Raw genomic sequence first — 21,886 nt, forward strand, 5'->3', positions numbered from 1 at the left:
TCAGCATTGCACCCACTTATGAGATGCTCACGCGAAACCAGCTCCGCATTCTCCGAGCCTCTGCCCGAACTCCGATTGCGTTTGGCTAGGCGAGATTGACCGTCGATGCACGGCCGCGTCAGCCCCTATCCCGCATCACCCCGCGCATGGGCACGCCAGATCCAGGCGGACGCGGGCAGAACGACGCGGTCCTCCACCTGATAGTCTGCCAGAGCCCGCCCCAGGGCCTCGACGATCCGACTACGCTCATCGGCAGCGGCCGTGGCGATGGCCCGAGCAGCAGGCCCGATGCGCGACAGGAAGGCGACCGCGTCGGCAACCGGATCGCCACCCGCTCCGACGACATAATCGAAGGAGATGCGCGCCGCCGCGCCCGGCGTCCATCCCGCCTGTTCCAGCCAGTCCGCCACCCTATGGCTGTCGGCGAAAGCAAAGGGGCCGGGCTCATATCCGGCGGGCGTGGACGGCGTATGTCCGATCACCGCATCAGCGATGGTCGCGAACCCGTTATGCCCGCGCGCATCGAAACAGGAAAAGACGAATGCGGCGTCATCGGTCGCCGCCTGGCGTAAGCCCCGAAAGGCCGCGACCGGATCAGGGAAGAACATCACGCCGTGACGCGAGACGAAGAGATCGAAAGGCCCCTCGCGCGCCGCCAATTGGATCGCATCGTCACAGCAAAAACGCAGAGGCGCCTCGTCCGTCCCGCCGCCCTCGTCCGCCGCGCGTTCTTGGGCGACCGCCACCAGCTCCGGCGACAGATCGACCCCCAACACGCGCAAACCGGGCCGCGCCGCATGCAACGCCAGGCTGGTCGCACCAGCCCCGCTTCCGATATCGAGCGCAAGCCCACGTTGCGGGGCGACCGCGGCAATCGCCGCGTTCAGGTGGCGCGACAGGTCGGCGAAGCTGCGATCGGTGCGACGCCATTCCGCCGCCCAGACATCCCCGACCTTGCCACTCCAATCCAGTCCGCTGGTCATCGCTCCACCCCGTAAGCGCCCAAAGCAAAACGGCCCGCCATCGCTGGCGGGCCGTTTCCTCGGTTCAGATATCGTCCTCGGCATCCGGGCCGGTCATCATCTCCTCGGCGACCTTTTCCGTCCGCTGCCGAATCGCGCGCTCCAGACGATCGGCCATGTCGGGGTTGTCGCGCAGATAATTCTTGGCGTTCTCACGCCCCTGCCCGATCCGCACCGAGTCGTAGGAGAACCAGCTCCCCGACTTCTCGACCAGTCCCGCCTTCACGCCCAGGTCGAGGATCTCGCCAATCTTGGAGATACCTTCGCCATACATGATGTCGAATTCGACCTGCTTGAACGGCGGCGCGACCTTGTTCTTCACCACCTTCACGCGGGTCGCGTTTCCGGTGACTTCCTCGCGATCCTTGATCGCGCCGGTCCGACGGATGTCGAGCCGCACCGAGGCATAGAATTTCAGCGCGTTACCGCCCGTCGTCGTCTCCGGGTTGCCGTACATCACGCCGATCTTCATGCGCAGCTGGTTGATGAAGATCACCATGCAGCGCGAACGGCTGATCGAACCGGTCAGCTTGCGCAAGCTCTGCGACATCAGGCGGGCCTGGAGACCCACATGGCTGTCGCCCATCTCGCCCTCGATCTCGGCACGCGGCACGAGCGCGGCGACCGAGTCGACCACCAGCACGTCGATCGCGTTCGAACGGACCAGCGTGTCAGTAATCTCCAGCGCCTGCTCGCCGGTATCCGGCTGCGACACGATCAGTTCGTCGATATTGACGCCCAGCTTCCGGGCATAGACCGGGTCGAGCGCGTGTTCGGCGTCGACGAAGGCGGCGGTGCCGCCCATCTTCTGCGCCTCGGCGATCACGTGCAGCGCCAGCGTGGTCTTACCCGACGATTCGGGGCCATAGACCTCGATCACGCGGCCGCGCGGCAGGCCACCGACGCCCAGCGCAATGTCGAGCCCCAGCGAACCGGTCGAGATCGCCTCGACCTGCATCGTTTCCTTTTGCCCCAGCTTCATCGCGGAGCCCTTGCCGAATGCCCGGTCGATCTGAGCGAGCGCGGCGTCGAGCGCCTTTTGCCGGTCTGCGTTTGCGGTTGCCATGCCTGTTTCGATCACTTTCAGATTGGCGGCCATCAGATGCTTCCCTCGCTAGACCAACCTCGTGGTCCATTCAACGCATCTGCTATGTATGCGCTTTGTTCCACGAGAACAAGATGGGAACAAAGATTACCGCAAAAAAGTCGGCAGTTCCCACCAGCCCTGCGTCCGTGCCGCCAAGGCGGCCGCATCGCGCGCGTGCGTACTGGCAAAGATGGCGAAGCACGTCGCGCCCGATCCCGACATGCGTGCCAGTTCGACTCCGGGCGCCGCTTGTAACAGGGCGAGCACATCATCGATCTGCCGCGCGAGGGCGCGGGCCGGTGGCTCGAGATCATTGCGCCCGGTCGCCGCCACGTCCATCGCCGCACCTTCGCCGAGCGGGCCGCGATCGACGCCGTCCCAGCGACCGAACACCGCCGCGGTCGATACAGCCACGCCGGGATTGACCAGCAACACCGGCACTTCGCCGAGCGGAGGCAGCGGCTGGAGTGCATCCCCCTTTCCCTCGCCGCGTGCCGTTCGCCCCAAGAGGCAGGCGGGGACGTCCGCCCCCAGATCGGCCGCAAGCGAGAACAGATCGGCGTGATCGAGCGCTACGCCGTGCAACCGCGCCAAGGCCCGCAGGGTCGCCGCCGCATCCGCCGATCCACCACCGATCCCGGATGCCACGGGCAGATGCTTGTCGAGCGTGATGGCGTGGCCCCCGGCCACCCCGAAACGCTCGCAGAATCGGCGCGCGGCGCGGGTGACGAGATTATCCTCCTGCGCCTCACCCGCCAGCACGGCGGCGAAAGGGCCAGTCAGCGTCAGCCGATCCACCTCCGCCAGCGCGACCGTGACCGTGTCACCGTCGCGGCAAAAGGCGAACAACGTCTCCAGCTCATGATAGCCATCGGCCCGGCGACGGCGGACATGCAGGGCAAGGTTGATCTTGGCGGGCGCGGTCTCGACGATGGCGGTCATGTCTTGCCCATGCTTTGCCCTGCGCGGCGCGGCAAGAGCGTTCAGCGCGCCAGCTTGGCCGCCAGCCCTGCCTGTGCCGCATCGTCGGCGGTCAGCGCCGCCGCCCGCCAGGCGTAGCGCGCCTCGTAATGCCGCCCCAAGGCCCAATAGATATCGCCCAGATGATCGGCGATCTCGCTGTTGGCGGGCTCGGCCATCGCGGCCTGCTCGACCAGCGGCAGCGCGCGATTGGTCTGTCCCGCCTTGAAATAGCCCCAACCCAGCGAGTCGGTGACCGAGGCATCGTCGGGCGCCAGCTTGCTCGCGCGTTCGAGCAGCGCCAGCGAGTCCGACACGTCGCGCCCGCGCTCGATCCGCGCATAGCCCAGATAGTTGAGCGCCAGCGGCTCGTCCGGCCCCAGCGCAACGGCGCGCGCCAATGCCGCATCGGCCTCGTCCGCCTGACCCGCCTGGTCCAGGGCACCGCCATATTGCAGCCAGGCCACCCAAGGGAGCGGAGGATCGGCGCGGGTGACACGTTCATACCAGATGGCGGCATCGGCGGGGCGCTTTGCGGCGATGAGCTGGTCGGCATAGACCTGCCAGTCATCCACTCCCGCCGACGTGCCCATCGCCAGCCCTCGCGCCAGCAACAGCGCTTCGCCGGGCCGCCCCGCTTCGCCGAGCAGGCCGATCCGGACGACCGCCGCGCGGTGGGCGAAGGCGCGGTCGGGGTCGACTCCTTCCAGTGCGACGATCGCGGCATCCCATGCCTCGTCCTTCGCCAGCGCCTCCGCCATCAACAGTCGGGCGCGATCATTGCCTGGGTCGGCAATCAATGCGGTGCGCGCCAGCGCGATCACCAGCGGGCGTGGCCCCTCCCCGACCAGTTCGGCACCCACACGCGCGAGCAGTCGCGACACGCCAAAGCCGAGATCAGCCTTTCGCCCCAGGGCCTTGCGATCCGAAGCGACCAGAGGATCGGTGAGCAGGCCACGCGCATTGCCCTCGTCGCCCCGCCCCGCCATCAGTTCCGCCGCCGCGATCCGCGTATCGGCGGGCGCGCGCATCGTCTCCAGCATCAGCCGCGCCGCCGTATCGTCTATCTTGCGGCCGGCCAGCGCCAGCAGGACCCGGTGCTCCTCGGCCAGACGGCGGGCGACTGGCTCCTTACCCGCGCTGTCGAGCGCCGGTTCGATGGCCTGTCTGCGGTCCCAGCCACCCCATGCCCGCAGCACCGGCGACAGGATGCGCAGTGCGCCATCATCGATTCGCTTCAAGGCCGAATCATAAGCTGCGCGGTCATGCTTGCGCGCCGCGATGGCGAGGTCGAGCAACGCCACGTCGATCGGTGCGACCTTCTCCGCCTCCATGACGCGCGCGGCGCGCAGGGCGAGGGCCTCGTCGCCGCTGATCATCGCTTCCCGATAGGCCCGCACCGCCACCGCCGGATCGTCGGGCCACTGTGTCAGCACGACCGCGTAATCGCTCGCCGCCGTCGCCGAGCGCCCCTCCGCTGCCGCGACACGGGCGGACAGATAGGCGGCGAGCGGTTCGGGCCCCGCCTTCACCGCCGCCGCAGCCGGGGCGGCGACCATGGCCGCGATCAGCGCCAAGGCCGGGCCCGCGACGACGGACGAACGCTTACATATTGGGATAATTGGGCCCTCCGCCGCCTTCGGGTACGACCCAATTGATGTTCTGGGTCGGGTCCTTGATGTCGCACGTCTTGCAGTGGATGCAGTTCTGGGCGTTGATCACGAATTTCGGATCGCCCTCGTCCACATCCACCACCTCATAAACGCCCGCCGGGCAGTAGCGTTGCGCGGGCTCGTCGAACAACGGCAGGTTGTGCGCGATCGGCACGCTCGCATCCTTGAGCGTCAGATGGACCGGCTGATCCTCCTCATGGTTGGTGTTCGACAGGAACACCGAGGAGAGGCGATCGAAGGTCAGTACGCCATCGGGCTTGGGATAGTCGGGCTTCTTCACCTGATCCTTGCGCCACAGCGTCTCGTGATCGGGCTTGTGCTTCATGGTGAAGGGCATCTTCAGCCCGAAATGCTCGGACCACATGGTGACGTTGGCAAGCCCGCTGCCGACGAAATCGCCATATTTCTTGACCAAAGGCACGACGTTGCGGACGCCCGCCAGCTCCTTGTAGAGCCAGGAGGCGCGGAACGCCTCGGGATAGTCGGTCAGCTCGTCGCCTTCGCGTCCCGCCTGCACCGCCGCGAACGCCGCCTCGGCGGCCAGCATCGCCGACTTCATCGCGCCGTGCGTGCCCTTGATCCGCGGCACGTTGAGGAAGCCCGCCGAACAGCCGACCAGCACGCCGCCGGGGAAGGTCAGCTTGGGGATCGCCTGCAATCCGCCGTCATTGATGGCGCGCGCGCCGTAAGAGACGCGCTTGCCGCCCTTCAGCAGCTCGGCGATGACCGGATGGGTCTTCCACTTCTGCATCTCCTGGAACGGGGAGATGTACGGGTTGGAATAGTTCAGCCACGTCACGAAGCCGAGCGCGACCTGCCCACCCGCCTGGTGATAGATGAAGCCGCCGCCATTCGCGTCGTCGCCCAGCGGCCAGCCCTGGGTATGGATCACGCGGCCCGGCACGTGCTTGGCGGGATCGATGTCCCACAATTCCTTGATGCCCAGCCCGTAAATTTGCGGATCGCTGTCGCGCGCCAGGTCGAACTGGCGGATGATCTCCTTCGACAGATGCCCGCGCACGCCCTCGGCGAAGAAGGTGTATTTGGCGTGGAGTTCCAGGCCCGGCTGGTAATCGGGCTTGTGCGTGCCGTCGCGCGCCACGCCCATGTCGCCCGTCGCCACGCCCTTCACCCGGCCATCCTCGTGGAACAGGATCTCGGCGGCGGCGAAACCGGGGAAGATCTCGACCCCCAGTTCCTCGGCCTTGCCCGCCAGCCAGCGGCACAGATTGCCCAGGCTGCCCGTATAGGTGCCCTTATTGTGCATGAAGGGCGGGACCAGCGCGTGCGGCACGCTGCGATGCTTGCCCGCGGTCAGGATCCAGTGATGATTCTCCGTCACCGGCACCTCGGCCAGCGGACAGCCATCCTCGCGCCAGTCGGGCAGCAGTTCGTCGAGCGCAATCGGGTCGATCACCGCGCCCGACAGGATATGTGCACCGACTTCCGATCCCTTTTCCAACACGCAGACCGACAATTCGCCGCCGGTTTCGCCTGCCAATTGCTTCAGGCGGATCGCGGCCGACAGGCCTGCCGGGCCGGCGCCGACGATCACCACGTCATAGGGCATCGATTCGCGTTCGCTCATGGCATCCTCGCATCTGGTCCCTGCCGCTGCCGTAGCGTCCCGTGGATCGGGCTCGTCCGGGCGCGGACGGGAAACAACTTGTCCTGACTGCCGATCCGACAGATTGACGCGCACGTCAACCTTGCAGCATGGGCTAATCCCATATGGGGGCCTTTCCGACGTTCGATACCGCACCGATCGATAGTGCATTGGCGGCCAGCATGCTCGACTGGTGGCATGACGCGGGCGTCGACCTGCTGGTCGAGGATGCGCCCCGCGACTGGATGGCGGCCGAACCGGCGCAGCCGATGGTCTTCGCTCCCGCCGCCCGGCCGAGCGCCAGCGCTTCGGTCGCAGCGCCGGCGCCGGTTGCCGCCACCGCCTTGCTGCCCGACACGCTGGAGGCGTTCCTCGCCTGGCGCCTGTCCGACGCCGCGCCGGAGACGGCATGGGACGGCGTCTCGCTGACCGCGACCGGCCCCGCCGATGCCGCGCTGATGGTGCTGGTGGACTGTCCCGACCGCGAGGATGGCGAGGCGGGGCAAATCCTGTCCGGCGCATCGGGCCGGTTGTTCGACCGTATGCTGGCCGCCATCGGACAGTCTCGCGACACGGTACATCTCGCCTCGGTCTGCGCCCGGCGACCGCTTGCGGGGCGGACGCCTGCCGGGTTGGAAGCGCGGCTGGCAGAAATCGCGCTGCACCATGTCGGCCTGATCCGGCCGCGCGGCCTGTTGCTGATGGGCAATGCGGCGAGTCGTGCCGTGCTCGGGACCGAATTGACGAGCGCACGCGGACATTCGCACGATGTTGACCATAAGAACGGCAAGAGTCGGGCCGTCGCCAGCTTCCATCCGCGCTTCCTGATCGAGAAGCCGATGGCCAAGGCGGAAAGCTGGAAGGACCTGCAGATGCTGATGGGGGATATGCGAGGATGAAATTGGGGTCGCTTGCCGCCTATGGGCTGACAGTCGGGGCCATGATCGCCGCCACGCCAGGCACCGCCGCCCCGATCGACCCCGCCACCGGTGGCGATGCCCGCGTCGCCCTTCCCGCCCCCGCCGCCAAGATGCCGCCCAGCATTCCCGCGCTGCTCGATCCCGATCAGAAAGCCGGCTATACCCGCGTCTTCGCCGCGATCCGCGAAAGCCGCTGGACCGATGCGCAGTTGGAACTCGACGCGCTCAAGCCCGGCCCGCTCCACGCGATCGCTCGCGCCGAACTCTACACCGCCAAGGGCTCACCCAAGTTCGAGGTCGACCGGCTGGTCGCGCTGCTCAACGAAGCCCCCGAGCTGCCCCAGGCCGAACAGCTCGCCCGCCTGGCCCGTTCGCGTGGCGCGCGCGACCTGCCCCCGCTGCCCGAAGCCCATAATCTGATCTGGCAGGATGGCGCCCCCCGCCGGCTCCGCGCCAAAAGCGTAAAGAGCGATATGATCGCCGCCGATTTGGCGGTGAAGATGCAGCCTTTCGTCAAGGCGGATGACGGCCCCTCTGCCCTGGCGCTGCTCGAATCGACACAGGGCCTTTCGCCCGAGGCGCTGACCGAGTGGCAGCAGCGTGTTGCCTGGATCTATTTCCTGATGGGCGACGACGCCAACGCCCGGACCTTGGCCGCCAAGGCGGCGGACGGCGTCGGCGACTGGGCGATCCAGGGACGCTGGACCGTCGCGCTTTCCGCCTGGCGTCAGAATGACTGCCAGACCGCCGAAACCGCGTTCGAGGGAACGGCGGCGCGCGCGACCGATGTCGATCTGCGCGCCGCCGCACTTTACTGGGCGGCACGCGCCGATATGGTGTGCGGACGCCCCGACCGGGTCGAGGGACGGCTGCGTTCCGCCTCGCAATTCCGTGAGAGCTTTTATGGTCAGCTCGCCCGGCAGGCGCTGGGGATGCGTGGCGACCGGGAGGCACGCGGGCAACTGGTTGCGACCGACTGGGCCGCGCTGGACCGTCGCCCCAACATCCTGGTCGCCGCCGCGCTGGTCGAGATCGGGGAGACCGACCTCGCCGATGCCGTGATCCGGCAACAGGCCCGGATCGGCCAGCCCGGCGAGTTTCGCAGTCTGGTCCGCCTGGCCGAATCGCTCGACCTGCCCGCGACGACCGTCTGGCTCGCGCATAACTGCCCGGCCGGTGTCACTGCGACCGCCGAGGCCCGCTATCCGACACCGAGTTGGACGCCCGACAGCGGCTGGCGCGTCGAAAAGGCCTTGGTCTACGCCCATACGCTTCAGGAGAGTGGGTTCCGCAACAAGGTCATCAGCCCCGCCGGTGCCTATGGCCTGATGCAGATCATGCCCGCCGCCGCCACCGATTTCGCGCGCGAACGCGGTGTGTCGATCGACCGCAGCGCGCTGACCAAGCCCTCGACCAATATGGACATCGGCCAGCGCCATCTGGAGCGGCTGCGCGACATGACCGGCGTCACCGGCGGCCTGCTGCCCAAGGTCATCGCCGCCTATAATGCCGGGCCCAAGCCTGTTGCCGAGTGGAACAGCATCGTGCGCGACAATGGCGATCCGCTGCTCTACATCGAAAGCATCCCCTATTGGGAGACGCGCGGATATGTCACCATGGTCCTGCGCAATTACTGGATGTACGAAGGCCAGACCGGCAAGAGCAAGTCGCCCAGCCGGTCGGCGCTGGCTCAGGGGCTATGGCCGCGCTTCCCGGGGCTGCCGGGCGCGAGTGCGATCCGACTGCAACGCCCCAATGTCGCACAAGCGAGCCTACCCGCGAAGACGACGATCGCCCTGAACGCCACGATCAGCCCGCAATCGAGCACGGCGGTTCCCCAGGCGAATTGAGTGGATTTGGGGCGTCGGCATAGCATGGCCTTCGACGCCGCTCAGCGTGAACGAAACTTTGAGCGGGACCCGGTCCCCAACCTCGGTTCACGTTGAGCAACGTCGAAGGGCAAGTCCCGCCTTTCGCCAAGCCGCCCCCTCTATCCCCGTCGGAGCGTTACCCGCCAATCTCTGTTTCGAAAGCCGCCATGCCCATCGATACGACCCGCCCGTTCCTGCCCGTCCGCATCGCGGTGCTGACCGTCTCCGACACCCGCTCGCTGGCGGAGGATCGTTCGGGCGATACGCTGGTCGGGCTGCTGACCGAGGCAGGCCATGACCTGGCCGAGCGGACGATCCTGCGCGACGATGCCGACCATATCGTCGCGCAACTCCATCGATGGATCGACGACGTCAGCATCGACTGCATCCTGACCACCGGCGGCACCGGCGTGACCGGCCGCGACGTGACCCCCGAAGCGGTCGAGCGCGTCGCCACCAAGATGATTCCCGGCTTCGGCGAACTCTTCCGCTGGCTCAGCTTCCAGACGATCGGCACCTCGACCATCCAGTCGCGCGCCTGCGCCTGCGTCGCGCGCGGGACCTATATCTTTGCACTACCGGGCTCGACGGGTGCGGTGAAGGACGCCTGGAACGGCATATTGCGCGATCAGCTCGACAGCCGTCACCGCCCCTGCAACTTCGTCGAACTCATGCCCCGGCTGCTGGAGCGCTGATCGCTCAGTCGGCCTGCATCGCGGCGAGTTCGTGACCGTCAACATCGCGAAAGTGGAAACGCCTGCCGCCCGGAAAGGCGAAGATCGGCACGCTGATCGCGCCACCCGCCCGCTCGACCGCCGCCTGTGCCGCCTCCAGGTTGTCGACGCGTATCACCGGCAACGGCGCGCCGACCTTCTCGGGTGAGGCGTCGAGGCCGAAATCGGTGTCCCCGCTCATCGTCGCGGCATAATCGGGACCGAAATCGGTAAAGTCCCAACCGAACGCATCGGCATAGAAGCGCTTGGCCTCCGCCCGATCGGAAACCGGAAGCTCCAGATACTCGAACCGTGCCATCACACTCCCCTTGTTCTTGATACGTTCCCATTGATGCGATAGCCTGACCAGATGGTCAAGGACGATTCTTCCGATATGATCGCGCGCCGCTCAGGGGCGCTACCGTGACGAGGATCACGGGCCGGGGCGCGACCGGGAATGCGACGAGCCGGCGCTTCAACCTGCCCGAACAGGAGGCGGACGGCGACTGGCTGGACCAGCGTACGGTGGTCGATGGCGAACCGCCACCGCTGCGGACGAGCGTGACGATCGTCAAACCCCGCACGATCCTGACCCGCAATAGCTCGCCCGACGTACCGTTCAGCCAGTCGATCAATGCCTATGGCGGGTGCGAGCATGGCTGCATCTATTGCTTCGCGCGACCGACCCATGCCTATCACGACCTTTCGCCGGGGCTGGACTTCGAGACCAAGTTGTTCGCCAAGCCGGATGCCGCCGCGCTGCTTCGCGTCGAACTCGCCAGGCCCGGCTATCGCGTCGCGCCGATCGCGCTGGGGACCAATACCGATCCCTATCAGCCGATCGAGCAGCAATGGCGGATCACCCGGCAAATCCTGGAGGTGCTGGCCGAGACGAACCATCCCGTCGCGATCACCACCAAGTCCGATAGAGTGGTGCGCGACATCGACATTCTAGCACCGATGGCTGCCAAAGGGCTGGCGACGGTGTGCGTCTCGGTCACGTCGCTCGACGCCAGATTGTCGCGGACGGTCGAGCCTCGTGCGCCCACGCCCGAGCGACGGCTGGCAGCGGTGGCGAAGCTGTCGGCGGCGGGCATCCCGACCTATGTCTCGCTGGCGCCGGTGATCCCGGCCATCACCGACCATGAGATCGAGCATCTGGTTGCCCGTGCGGCGCAGGCGGGGGCCGGTCATGCCTTCTTCATCCCCGTCCGTCTGCCGCACGAAGTCGCGCCGCTCTTCCGCGCCTGGCTGGATACGCATTTCCCCGAACGGGCGAGCAAGGTGATGGCGATCATCCAGTCGCTGCGCGACGGGCGAGACAATGATCCCGGCTTCTTCACCCGGATGCGCGGACAGGGCCCCTGGGCGGAATTGCTGCGCGTCCGCTTTCGCCGCGCCTGCCGGTTGCACGGCCTCAATCGCGATCGGCCGCCGCTCGACACCAGCCTGTTTCGCCCGCCAAGGGGAGCGCAAGGCGAGTTGTTTTGAGGATCATCCCGCTTCGTCCACGCGTTGGAACCGGGAAGGAGAGCGACGATGATCCACGACCCCGAACAGACCCCGCCCGAACAGGTGCCCAACGAGGACGAGGCCGACAGCTCCGGCGGCGGCTATGGCAATCATGGTGAGGCGGGCGACGAAGAGCAGGATCGGCGCGAAGTCGGGGGCTAATGCCGGGCCGTCGCCCCAGCGTGCGCTGGGGCGACGGTTCAGCCATTACCCCACCAATGCCAGACGCGCCTCCGACGACTTCATCGCGACTGCGGTCACGCCCGGCAGGTCCTCGATATGGCTGGCCAGTTCGGCGTCGAGCAGGAAGTTACGTCCCAGCATCAGCAGCGTATCGCCGTCCGGCCCCGCGATCCGCGCCCGGACCTCGCCCCGGCCGTTGCGCAGCGGGTCGAGCATCGCGTGAAGCGCCTTGAACGCCGCCTTGTCGGCCACCGTCACCTCGACCACGAACTTCGCGGTGCTGGCGAGCCCGTCGAATGGCTGGACCCGCTTGATGCTGACACGTGGGGCCTCTTCGCCCGGACGGCGATCAAGTTCGACGGTGATGAGCGCGCAATCGCCCTCCTTGGCGGCCTTTTCCAGATCGCCCGCCACCGAATCGTCGAAACAGGTCGCCAGGAACTGCCCCGTCGCGTCGGATAGCTGCGCCATCATATAGCGCTTGCCCCGCGCCGAGGTCCGCCAGCGCGCATCCTCGACCAAAGCCGCCATCGTCGCGCCGATCCGCGCGCCGTCGTCGGGGATGATCAGGTCGGTCAGCGAGGTGTAGGTCCGCGCGCCGTGCATCTTGGCGATATGCGCGTGGCGATCGACCGGATGGGCGGAGAAATAGAAGCCGAACGCCTCCTTCTCCTGCTCCATCCGCTGCGACAGGCTCCAGCGGGTGCCGGTCGGCAACTTGATCGCGTCGCCCGCCACCTCCGTCTCGCCGAACAGCCCGCCCTGCCCGCTGGTCCGCCCCTCATGGGTGCGCGCGGCGATGGCAAGGACGGTTTCGGCGACCGCATGGACGCCTGCGCGGTTGACCTCGATCCCGTCGAACGCCCCCGCGGACGCCAGCGTCTCCAGCTGGCGCTTGTTCATCAGGCGCGGATCGACCCGCTTGGCCAGCGCATCGAGCGAGGCGAAACGTCCGCCCGCATTACGCTCGGCGACCAGCTTCTCCATCGCGCCCTCGCCCACCGACTTGAGCGCACCCAGCGCATAGCGGACGCCCAGGCCGTCCTCATGTGGCTCGACATCGAACTCGGCCTGGCTGGCGTTGATGCAGGGGGGCAGCATCGTCACGCCCATTCGCCGCGCATCGTCGACGAAGATCGCCAGCTTGTCAGTCAGCGCCATGTCGTAGCACATCGACGCGGCATAGAATTCGTGCGGGTGATGCGCCTTCAGCCACGCCGTCTGATAGGCGAGCAGCGCATAGGCCGCCGCATGGCTCTTGTTGAAGCCATAGCCGGCGAACTTGTCGATCAAGTCGAACAGCTCATTGGCCTTTTGCGACGGGATGCCGTTCACCTCCTGGCATCCCTTGACGAAGATGGCGCGCTGCGCGTCCATCTCCGCCTTCACCTTCTTGCCCATCGCGCGGCGGAGAAGATCCGCGCCGCCCAGCGAATAGCCCGCCAGGATCTGCGCGGCCTGCATCACCTGTTCCTGATAGACGAAGATGCCATAGGTCTCGGACAATATCTGTTCGAGCAGGGGATGCGGGTAGATAATCTCCTCGGTTCCCTGCTTGCGGCGACCGAAGCTGGGGATATTGTCCATCGGACCCGGCCGATAGAGCGACACGAGCGCGATGATGTCGCCGAAATTGGTCGGGCGCACGGCGGACAGGGTGCGCCGCATACCTTCCGATTCCAGCTGAAACACGCCGACCGTGTCGCCCTTCTGCAGAAGAGCGTAGGTCGCCTCATCATCCCAGGCCAAGGCCCCGAGATCGACCTCGACCCCGCGCTTGGCGAGCAGCTGCACCGCTTTTTGCAGCACGGACAGCGTCTTGAGGCCGAGGAAGTCGAACTTCACGAGGCCCGCGCCTTCGACAAACTTCATGTCGAACTGCGTCACCGGCATGTCCGAGCGCGGGTCGCGATAAAGCGGCACCAGCTGCGCCAGCGGCCGGTCGCCGATCACCACACCGGCGGCGTGAGTGGACGAGTGACGCGGCAGCCCCTCCAGCTTGGTCGCCAGGTCGAGCAGGCGGCGGACCTGATTGTCGTTGGCATATTCCTTCGCCAACTCCGGCACGCCGTTCAGCGCACGCTTCAGGTCCCAGGGGTCGGTCGGATGGTTAGGCACCAGCTTGGCGAGCCGGTCGACCTGACCATAGCTCATCTGGAGCACGCGGCCGGTGTCCTTCAGCACCGCGCGCGCCTTCAGCTTACCGAAGGTGATGATCTGCGCGACCTGATCGCGACCATATTTCTCCTGGACGTAGCGGATGACCTCGCCACGCCGGGTTTCGCAGAAGTCGATGTCGAAGTCGGGCATCGACACGCGTTCCGGATTCAGGAAGCGCTCGAACAGCAGGCCCAGCTTCAGCGGGTCGAGGTCGGTGATGGTCAGCGCCCAGGCGACCACCGAGCCCGCGCCCGAACCACGGCCCGGCCCCACGGGAATGTCGTGGTCCTTGGCCCATTTGATGAAGTCGGCGACGATCAGGAAATATCCGGGGAAGCCCATCTGGATAATGATGTCGACCTCGAACTTGAGCCGTTCGTGATAGGCCTCGCGCCAGCCGGGTTCGCCCTCGCCCTCCAGCTCGGCGATACGGTCGAGCCGCGCCTCCAGCCCCGCCGTCGCGTCGCGGCGGAGCATCGCCGCCTCGCCCTCGCGGTCGCCCGCGAGGCTGGGGAGGATCGGTTTGCGCCAAGGCGCCATCACCGCGCAGCGCTGTGCGACGACCAGCGTGTTGTCGATCGCTTCCGGCAGGTCGGCGAAGAGCTGCTTCATCACCTCGGCGGGCTTCAGCCAGGCCTCGGGGCTGCTCTTGGGGCGGTCGTCCATTTCGACATAGGTCGAATTGGCGATGCACAGCATGGCGTCATGCGCGTCGCGGAACCCGCTATCGGCAAAGCAGCAGGGATTGGTCGCGACCAGCGGCAGGTCCCGGTCATAGGCAAGGTCGATCAGATCCTGCTCGGCCGCGATCTCGATGGGATCGTCGCGGCGGGCGAGCTCGACATAGAGCCGGTCGCCGAAAATCGCCTGGAGCCGGTCGGCATAGGCCTTGGCCCGGTCCGGCTGGCCTTCGGCGAACAGCCGCGCGATGCCGCCCTCCCCGGCCGCGGTCAGCGCGATCAGGCCGGTGCTGAACTTCTCCAGCGTGTCGAAGCCGACATGCGCCGCCAGCTCGATCGGCCGGTCGAGATGCGCCGCCGACACCAGCGCGCACAGATTGTCATAGCCGGTCATGTCCTGCGCATAGAGCGCGATCCAGTCGACCACCGCGCCGACATTGTCGGGCATGTCGGGCCGCGCGACGCCCAGCATCGTGCCGATGATCGGCTGCACCCCCGCTTTCTTCGCGGCGTCGGAAAAGGCCATGGCGGCATAGAGGCCGTTGCGATCGGTCAGCCCGGCGGCGGGGAAGTTATTGGCCTGGGCCTGCGCGGCTATCGCCTTGGGATCGATCGCGCCATCGAGCATCGTGAAGGACGAAAAGATGCGGAGGGGCACATAACCGGAATGCATGCCCCATCCCTACCCGACCTCGCGTGATTCGACCAGCGCGGAACCCGGCCACAGGCGATCCGTTACGGCAACAGAAGGGCTGATCTACCGCAGGATATTGACGATGACCGACACCGATCGATCCTATGCGACTTCGCTTCGTCCCGGCGCAGGCTGGGGCTGGATCTTGGCCTATGGCATATTGTCGGCGCTGCTCGGCCTGGCGGCGTTCGTCTTTCCCGTGCCGGCCACGCTGGCGGCGACGCTCGTCATCGGGGCGTTCTTTCTGGCGTCGGGGATCGTGGCGATCGGTGCGGGGATTTTCGGCAAAGGGCATGAGGGGCGCGGCTATGCCATCGGCTTTGGCCTGATCTCGCTCGTCATCGGACTGATCATGGCGTTCAAGCCGGCGACGGGCGCGATCTCGATTACCTTGCTCGTCGCGGTATGGCTGGGCCTGCGCGGCGCGTTGGAGATCGGCTTGGGCGCGCGGATGCGCCGTCGGCGCGGATGGATGATCGCGCTGGGCGTGCTCAACATCATCCTGGCGGTATTCGTGCTGGCCACGCTGCCATGGAGCGCGATGACGCTGCCGGGCTATATTTTGGGGCTGAGCTTCTTCTTTGGGGGCATCACGTCGATCGCTTCGGCACTGGATCACAAGAAGGGCGCGAGCGCGTTTTCGATTTGAGCGGGTGGCTCGGCCTTAAACTTCGCCCAGGCTGAACGGATATTGGGTTTACAGCAGCCCTTCGATGTCGCGCACCATATCCTCGGGCTTGGTCGTCGGGGCATAGCGGCCGACCACCTTGCCCGAGCGATCGACCAGAAATTTGGTGAAGTTCCACTTGATCGCCTTGGTGCCGAGCACGCCCGGTGCCTGCGCCTTCAGCCACTGGAACAGCGGTTCGGCCGCGTCGCCATTGACCTCGACCTTCGCCATCACCGGGAAGGTCACGTCATAGGTCAGCGAACAGAAATTCGCGATCTCCGCCGCATCGCCCGGTTCCTGCGCGCCGAACTGGTTGCACGGAAAGCCCAGCACCGTCAGCCCTTGCGTCTCATATCGGCGATGCAGCGCCTCCAGCCCCTCATATTGCGGGGTGAAGCCGCATTTGGACGCAGTGTTCACCACCAGCAGGACGCGCCCGGCATATATCGCCATGTCGACAGGCTGACCATCCGCCGCCCGGACGGTGAAATCCGCAATCCCGCTCATGCGTATTTCCCCAGCAGATAATCGAGATTGGCGCGCACGCCCGGCCATTCGCGGTCGATGATCGAATAGACGATGCTGTCGCGAATGCGCCCGTCGGCCATCACCTGATGCCCGCGTAACACCCCGTCCTTCTTGGCGCCCAGCCGCTCAATCGCCGCCTGGCTGCGCTTGTTGAGCGCGTCGGTGCGGATTTGGATGGCCTGGCACTCCATCACCTCGAACGCATGGGCGAGCAGCATCCGCTTCGCCTCGGTATTGACGCCGGTCCGCTGGACGCGGGTGGCGTAGAAGGTACCACCGATTTCCAAGCGCCGATGCTGGGGCGCCATGCGCATATAGCGCGTCGTGCCCACCACCTCGCCATTCGGCGTCTCGACGGTGAAGAGCAGCGCCCGGCCGACATCGCGTTCCTTGAGCGCCGCCGCCAGCCAGCGCTCGGGCGTCTTCATCATCGAGACATTGGCATAGAAGATGTTCCAGAGATCGCCCTGCCGAGCCGCCTCGACCAGGGCGGGCAGATCCGCCTCTGTGAACGGGCGGAGCGTGACGTGACGGCCGGTCAGCGTCGGCGTCTCAGACCATGGATTCATTGCAACCGCCCCTCATGCAGCCGGACCACCCGGTCCATCTTCAGCGCCAGCCGCTCGTTATGCGTCGCGATCAGCGCCGCCGACCCCTCGCCCCGCACCAGCCGCAGGAACTCGGCCAGCACCACTTCAGAGGTATGTTCGTCCAGATTGCCGGTGGGTTCGTCCGCCAGCACCAGAGGCGGCTGGTTGGCCAGCGCACGGGCGACCGCCACGCGCTGCTGCTCGCCGCCGGACAATTGGCTGGGCCGGTGGGTCAGCCGATGGCCGAGGCCGAGCGCGGTGAGAAGACCCTTGGCCCGCTCGTCGGCGGCGGCAGGCAGCTTGCCCTGCACCAGCTGCGGCAGCACGACATTCTCGATCGCGTTGAAATCGGGCAACAGATGGTGGAACTGATAGACGAAGCCCAGATGATCGCGCCGCGCAATGGTGCGGCCATGCGCGTCGAGCTTCGACACCTCCTCGCCCGCGATCCGGATCGAGCCGGAGAAACCGCCCTCCAGCAAGCCGACCGCCTGCAACAGCGTCGACTTGCCCGAGCCCGAGGGGCCGAGCAGCGCCACGATCTCGCCCGGCGCGATGGCCAGGTCGACACCGCGAAGCACCTCGATCGTCTGGCCGCCCTGGGTGAAGCTGCGCGAGAGTCCGCGCGTCTCCAGCACCGGCTCGGCGGCGGGGCGCTGTATGGCGGCCCCCATGCGGATGATCGGATCATTCATAGCGCAGCACCTGAACCGGGTCCGTGCTCGCCGCCTTCCAGGCGGGGTAGAGCGTGGCGAGGAAGGAGAAGACCAGCGCCATCGACGCGATGACGATGACCTCGACGGGATCGGTCTTGGACGGCAACTCGGTCAGATAGCGGATCGAGGGGTCCCACAGATTCTGCCCCGTCACGAACTGCACGAAGTTCACCACGCCCTGGCGGTAGAAGAGGAAGATCGCCCCCAGTACCAGCCCGGCCAGCGTCCCTAGCGCGCCGATCGTCGTGCCCACCGTCATGAAGATGCGCATCAACCCGCCCCGCGTCGCGCCCATGGTGCGCAGGATCGCAATGTCACGCGTCTTGGCACGAACGAGCATGATCAGCGAGGACAGGATGTTGAACACCGCGACCAGGATGATGATCGACAGCACGGTGAACATCGCCACCCGCTCGACCGCCAGCGCCTCGAACAACTGCGCGTTCATCGTCCGCCAGTCGGCGATCACCGCACGCCCGCCCAGCTTGTCGGCCAGGGGCGCGAGGATCTGGCCCACCCGGTCGGCGTCCACCGTCTGAATCTCGACCATGCCGACCGTGTCACCCATCAGGAGCAGCGTCTGCGCATCCTCGATCGGCATGATGACATAGGCCTTGTCATAGTCATACACTCCGATCTCGAAGATCGCGCCGACCGTATAGCTGACGATCCGCGGCACGGTGCCGAAGGGCGTAGTCTGTCCCTGCGGACTGATCAGCGAAATCTCCGACCCCACGCTCGCGCCCAGTGCCTCGGCCAGGCGGCTGCCGATCGCGATCCGGCCGCTGCCGGGCGTGATGTTGTTCAGATTGCCCATGACGATCTTGGACCGGATCGCGGAGTTGCCGCGTATATCGGCGACGCGCATGCCGCGCACCAACACCGCCTCGACCCGGCCATTATAGCTGGACATCAGCGGTTGTTCGATCATCGGCACCGCGCTGGTGACACCGGGTGTCGCACGGGCGTCGCGCACGATGTCGCGCCAGTCGGGCAGGCGGCCGCCCACCCCCTGCACCACCGCATGCCCGTTGAGCCCGACGATCTTGTCGAACAGTTCGGCGCGAAAACCGTTCATCACGCTCATGACGATGACCAGCGCGGCGACGCCCAGCATGACCGCGACCAGGCTGATCGAGGCGACGAGGAAGATGAACGCCTCCCCCTTGCCCGGCAGCAGATAGCGCCGCGCGATCATCCGTTCGTAACGAGACAGGATCATTGAGGTCCGATCGATCCATGAAGACAAGGAAATGCCGTGAGGCTGTAGGAGCGGCACCCGATGCTGGCAATGCCGCACCGGGTCCGGCCTGCAAAACCGGCCAATCCGGGGATTGTTGCGCGCACGCCACACCGGCCGAGCAATCGTAGCGCGGATGCCGCAAGAGGGATGACAAGCCAGCCTTCCCTAACGTAACACAATCTTACTGAGACACAGGCAGAAACGGCCGTGGTTCGGGGATTGCTCCAACGCTCACCCAAAGAGGTTGATGCGGGAGCGGGAAAAGGGGGCTGACGAGCGATCGTCACGCAGGCGCCCGGATCGGAAACGGTCCGGGCGTTTGTCATTCGGGCCCTTCCGCACATCCTGTCCCACCGAAAAGCCGCCGGAACCGGCGAGGGGAACGGGGAGCTTCCAGACTCCATCCCCAGATGCCGGCCCGGCGCCCGTTTACGGGACTGTCGCTATACCAGATCAAGATGAACCGAATGTGGACGAATCCTGTGATTCGTCATGGGGGCGCCGCGCTTCACCCACAGATTTCGCGAACGGGGTCCTCCCCAAGCGGCGCTTGGGGAGGATGGGATCAAAACGACTTGGAGATCGTGAACCCGTAAGTTCGCGGATCGCCCGGCTGGCCGACGATCAATCCGGTCGATCCGGACTGGGTCGCCAGCAATTCGTAATAATCATGGTCAAACAGGTTCCGCACCCAGACAAAGGCGTTCAGATTACCTGGCGCCTTGAACCCGGCGCGGACGTTGGACAGGCTGTAGCCGTTGATATCGGTATAGGCCGAGCGTGACGGATTGGACGAGAATTTCGACCGATAGCTACCGTCATAGCCCAGATAGAATTGCCCCTCGGTCCCGGCCACGGTCGCGGGCAGATCATATTCCGCGCCATAGGAGAAAGCCCAGCGCGACACGCCCGGCAACCATTGGCCCGAAATATCGCAATAGGGCAGCGAATTGCCCGGCGTCCCCGCCGCCGCCGGCGTGCCGACGATCTGGCCGTTCACCACCGGCAGGGCCGTGCCACCCGACAGTTCCGGCGGGCATGGCGCGTTGGTGAAGCGCGTGTAGCGCGCGTCCGTGAAGGCGCCATTGGCATAGACGTTGAACCGCTGCGTCGGGCGGAAGGCCGAATCGATCTCGATACCGCGCGTCCGCACCCGGCCCGCATTAGCGAGATAACCGCGCAGGACGTTGACCTGCAGATTGTTCACCGTCGCCTGATAATCGGCGATCTCGGTCCAGAAGCCCGCGATGTTCACCGTCGCGCGGCGATCGGCGAATTGGGTCTTCAGCCCCAGCTCGAAATGGTTGACCTTTTCGGGTTTCACCGTCTGGGTCGCCAGGATCGGATTGTTCTGCCCGTCGAGCGGCAGGCCGGACAGGTTGATGCCGCCCGACTTATAGCTGCGCGCATAGGTCGCGTAATAATGGACGTTGGGATTGAACTCGTACGCGATGGTCAGGTCGCCCGACAGGTTCCAATTGGTGAAGGACGGCGTGTAACTCTGCGGCGCAAGAACGCCGCGCTGGTCATTGTTCAGGTTGCTCGAACCCGCCCCGTTGGTGACCGTGGACACATAGGAGCCATCCTTGCGGTCATAGTTGAGCCGCAACCCCGGCGACACCGACAGGCGATCATCGACATGCCAGGTCAGTTTGCCGAACAAGGCCGCCGAGGTGTTGGTGAAGCCGATCGTATTGCGGGACGTTAGGCCGTTCAGTACCGCCGGATTGCACGCATTGGTAGTGGCCGTCGCGCAGCCATTGGCACCGAATGGCGGCGTACCGGGGTTGAGCAGGAAACGGCTCGCCGCCGGACCTTGAACCTGCAAGCCTTGCGTATCGATCGACTGCCAGAAATAGAAGACGCCCAGGACATAATCCAGCGTCCGCTTGCCGTTCGACGCAATGCGGATTTCCTGAGTCACCTGGCTCTGCTGCGACGGGTTGGCGGAAACGGTGGTGATCGGCAGACCGATGAAATCGCGGTCGTTGGACGGGTCCCAATGCCAGAAGCGCCATGCCGACACGCTGGTCAACGTCGCCTCGCCCACATCCCAATTGGCGACGAGAGACAGCCCGCCCAGTTCCTGCTTGGCCCGCAGATCGGTATCGACATCGGTCACCCGGTCGAAGGCATTGGTCGAGGGCACGCTATAGCCCTGCGCCGCCGCCAGGGAGGCATATTGACGGGTGACCGGCCGCTGCGTCGCCCCCACGCGCGCATAATATTGGACGCAGCAATTGGGGTTCTGCCGCGCATAATCGCCCGACAGGGTCAGATCGAGCGTCGGCGTCGCGTGCCACAGGAACTGGCTGCGCAGCGACAGATTGTCCTGGCTGTTCTGCCATTCCTGCTGGCGCGTGTTCCAAATGGTACCGCGCCGCGTGGTGATCGAGGTGGACAGCCGCACTGCGACCTTGTCGTCGACCAGCGGGCCGGACACCGACGCCTTGCCCTGGAAGAAGTCGTAATTGCCGCCGCTGACCTCGACCCGCGCCTCGGGCGTAAAGCTGGGCGGGCGGGTGATGATGTTGATCGCGCCCGCCGTGGTGTTCTTGCCATAGAGCGTGCCCTGCGGCCCGCGCAGCACCTCGATCCGCTCGGTATCGGTGAAGTCGAATGTCGCCGAAGCGATGCGGCTGTAATAGACCTGATCGACATAGATGCCGACGCCCTGCTCGATCCCGTCATTGGTGAGGCCGAACGGAGCGCCCAGGCCACGGATATTGGCCGCCGAATTGCGCGGGTTGGTCGAATAGAATTGCAGGGTCGGCTGTATCTGGGTCAGCCGATTAACATTGTATGTCCCCGTCTCGGCCAGCGCGGTGCCGCCGATCACCGACATGGCGATGGGCACCGACTGAATCGTCTCTGCCCGGCGGCGCGCGGTGACGACCACGTCGCCCCCGCCCTGCTGTGCGGTGCCGAGCCGTCCTTCGTCGCGGCGGGCTTGGGACGGTGGTGCCTGTGCGGCGGCTATATCCTGCGGTTCGGTGGCGGCCACCGCCGTCGTCTGCGCCGCCAGAACCAGCGCGAGGGTCAAGGACATGGAAGCTCC

At 66.0% G+C, this 21,886-nt stretch carries 18 protein-coding genes; 6 read left to right on the forward strand and 12 right to left on the reverse strand.

Annotated features, from left to right (window positions below; genetic code table 11):
* Positions 1-125 precede the first annotated feature (125 nt).
* The 5 genes from NZL82_RS01135 to NZL82_RS01155 all read right to left on the reverse strand — a co-directional run bounded on the left by NZL82_RS01135 (position 126) and on the right by NZL82_RS01155 (position 6,330).
* Positions 126-983, reverse strand: coding sequence for a bifunctional 2-polyprenyl-6-hydroxyphenol methylase/3-demethylubiquinol 3-O-methyltransferase UbiG (locus NZL82_RS01135; protein WP_261267942.1), 858 nt, complete (start codon positions 981-983; stop codon positions 126-128).
* 64 nt (positions 984-1,047) lie between these two features.
* Positions 1,048-2,121, reverse strand: coding sequence for a recombinase RecA (recA, locus tag NZL82_RS01140; RefSeq protein ID WP_314732862.1), 1,074 nt, complete (start codon positions 2,119-2,121; stop codon positions 1,048-1,050).
* Positions 2,122-2,214: 93 nt separating this feature from the next.
* Positions 2,215-3,051, reverse strand: coding sequence for a 4-(cytidine 5'-diphospho)-2-C-methyl-D-erythritol kinase (locus tag NZL82_RS01145; RefSeq protein ID WP_261267944.1), 837 nt, complete (start codon positions 3,049-3,051; stop codon positions 2,215-2,217).
* Positions 3,052-3,092: 41 nt separating this feature from the next.
* On the reverse strand, positions 3,093-4,646 hold the full coding sequence (locus NZL82_RS01150) for a tetratricopeptide repeat protein (RefSeq protein WP_261267945.1): 1,554 nt from the start codon (positions 4,644-4,646) through the stop codon (positions 3,093-3,095).
* A gap of 28 nt (positions 4,647-4,674) precedes the next feature.
* The gene (locus NZL82_RS01155) at positions 4,675-6,330 is read right to left on the reverse strand and encodes an electron transfer flavoprotein-ubiquinone oxidoreductase (RefSeq protein ID WP_261267946.1); all 1,656 of its coding nucleotides are present in this window, start codon (positions 6,328-6,330) and stop codon (positions 4,675-4,677) included.
* Between the two features lie 143 nt (positions 6,331-6,473).
* Between NZL82_RS01155 and NZL82_RS01160 the strand changes: the two genes are divergently transcribed.
* The 3 genes from NZL82_RS01160 to moaB all read left to right on the forward strand — a co-directional run bounded on the left by NZL82_RS01160 (position 6,474) and on the right by moaB (position 9,834).
* The gene (locus NZL82_RS01160) at positions 6,474-7,247 is read left to right on the forward strand and encodes a uracil-DNA glycosylase (RefSeq protein WP_261267947.1); all 774 of its coding nucleotides are present in this window, start codon (positions 6,474-6,476) and stop codon (positions 7,245-7,247) included.
* Entirely contained in the window at positions 7,244-9,118 is a 1,875-nt protein-coding gene (locus NZL82_RS01165; RefSeq protein WP_261267948.1) for a lytic transglycosylase domain-containing protein, read from the forward strand. Before NZL82_RS01160 ends, NZL82_RS01165 begins: the two co-directional genes overlap by 4 nt.
* Positions 9,119-9,306: 188 nt before the next feature.
* Positions 9,307-9,834, forward strand: coding sequence for a molybdenum cofactor biosynthesis protein B (moaB, locus tag NZL82_RS01170; RefSeq protein ID WP_261267949.1), 528 nt, complete (start codon positions 9,307-9,309; stop codon positions 9,832-9,834).
* Between the two features lie 4 nt (positions 9,835-9,838).
* Here the strand turns inward: moaB and NZL82_RS01175 are convergent, their stop codons facing one another.
* Positions 9,839-10,171, reverse strand: coding sequence for a VOC family protein (locus tag NZL82_RS01175; protein WP_261267950.1), 333 nt, complete (start codon positions 10,169-10,171; stop codon positions 9,839-9,841).
* 104 nt (positions 10,172-10,275) lie between these two features.
* Here NZL82_RS01175 and NZL82_RS01180 point away from each other — a divergent pair, with 104 nt between their 5' ends.
* Entirely contained in the window at positions 10,276-11,343 is a 1,068-nt protein-coding gene (locus NZL82_RS01180) for a PA0069 family radical SAM protein (protein ID WP_261267951.1), read from the forward strand.
* A gap of 48 nt (positions 11,344-11,391) precedes the next feature.
* A complete protein-coding gene (locus NZL82_RS01185; protein ID WP_261267952.1) occupies positions 11,392-11,526 on the forward strand; it encodes a hypothetical protein in 135 nt (44 codons plus the stop codon).
* A gap of 45 nt (positions 11,527-11,571) precedes the next feature.
* Here NZL82_RS01185 and dnaE read toward each other — a convergent pair whose 3' ends face one another.
* The gene (gene dnaE, locus NZL82_RS01190; protein ID WP_261267953.1) at positions 11,572-15,060 is read right to left on the reverse strand and encodes a DNA polymerase III subunit alpha; all 3,489 of its coding nucleotides are present in this window, start codon (positions 15,058-15,060) and stop codon (positions 11,572-11,574) included.
* A 103-nt stretch (positions 15,061-15,163) separates the two neighbouring features.
* On the opposite strand from dnaE, the gene NZL82_RS01195 reads away from it, so the two are divergent.
* On the forward strand, positions 15,164-15,730 hold the full coding sequence (locus NZL82_RS01195) for an HdeD family acid-resistance protein (protein ID WP_261267954.1): 567 nt from the start codon (positions 15,164-15,166) through the stop codon (positions 15,728-15,730).
* A 48-nt stretch (positions 15,731-15,778) separates the two neighbouring features.
* On the opposite strand, the gene NZL82_RS01200 is transcribed toward NZL82_RS01195, so the two are convergent.
* The 5 genes from NZL82_RS01200 to NZL82_RS01220 all read right to left on the reverse strand — a co-directional run bounded on the left by NZL82_RS01200 (position 15,779) and on the right by NZL82_RS01220 (position 21,877).
* Positions 15,779-16,258, reverse strand: coding sequence for a glutathione peroxidase (locus NZL82_RS01200; RefSeq protein ID WP_261267955.1), 480 nt, complete (start codon positions 16,256-16,258; stop codon positions 15,779-15,781).
* Complete coding sequence (locus NZL82_RS01205) at positions 16,255-16,848, reverse strand: GNAT family N-acetyltransferase (RefSeq protein WP_261267956.1); 594 nt, start codon at positions 16,846-16,848, stop codon at positions 16,255-16,257. Before NZL82_RS01205 ends, NZL82_RS01200 begins: the two co-directional genes overlap by 4 nt.
* Positions 16,845-17,543, reverse strand: coding sequence for an ABC transporter ATP-binding protein (locus NZL82_RS01210; RefSeq protein WP_261268228.1), 699 nt, complete (start codon positions 17,541-17,543; stop codon positions 16,845-16,847). Before NZL82_RS01210 ends, NZL82_RS01205 begins: the two co-directional genes overlap by 4 nt.
* A gap of 13 nt (positions 17,544-17,556) precedes the next feature.
* Entirely contained in the window at positions 17,557-18,807 is a 1,251-nt protein-coding gene (locus tag NZL82_RS01215; protein WP_261267957.1) for a lipoprotein-releasing ABC transporter permease subunit, read from the reverse strand.
* Between the two features lie 586 nt (positions 18,808-19,393).
* Positions 19,394-21,877, reverse strand: a complete 2,484-nt coding sequence (locus tag NZL82_RS01220) for a TonB-dependent receptor (protein WP_261267958.1) — start codon at positions 21,875-21,877, stop codon at positions 19,394-19,396.
* Positions 21,878-21,886: the final 9 nt, after the last annotated feature.

Origin of the sequence: Sphingomonas sp. LC-1, assembly GCF_025371035.1 — a bacterium.
Classification (GTDB): Bacteria; Pseudomonadota; Alphaproteobacteria; order Sphingomonadales; family Sphingomonadaceae; genus Sphingomonas; species Sphingomonas sanguinis_E.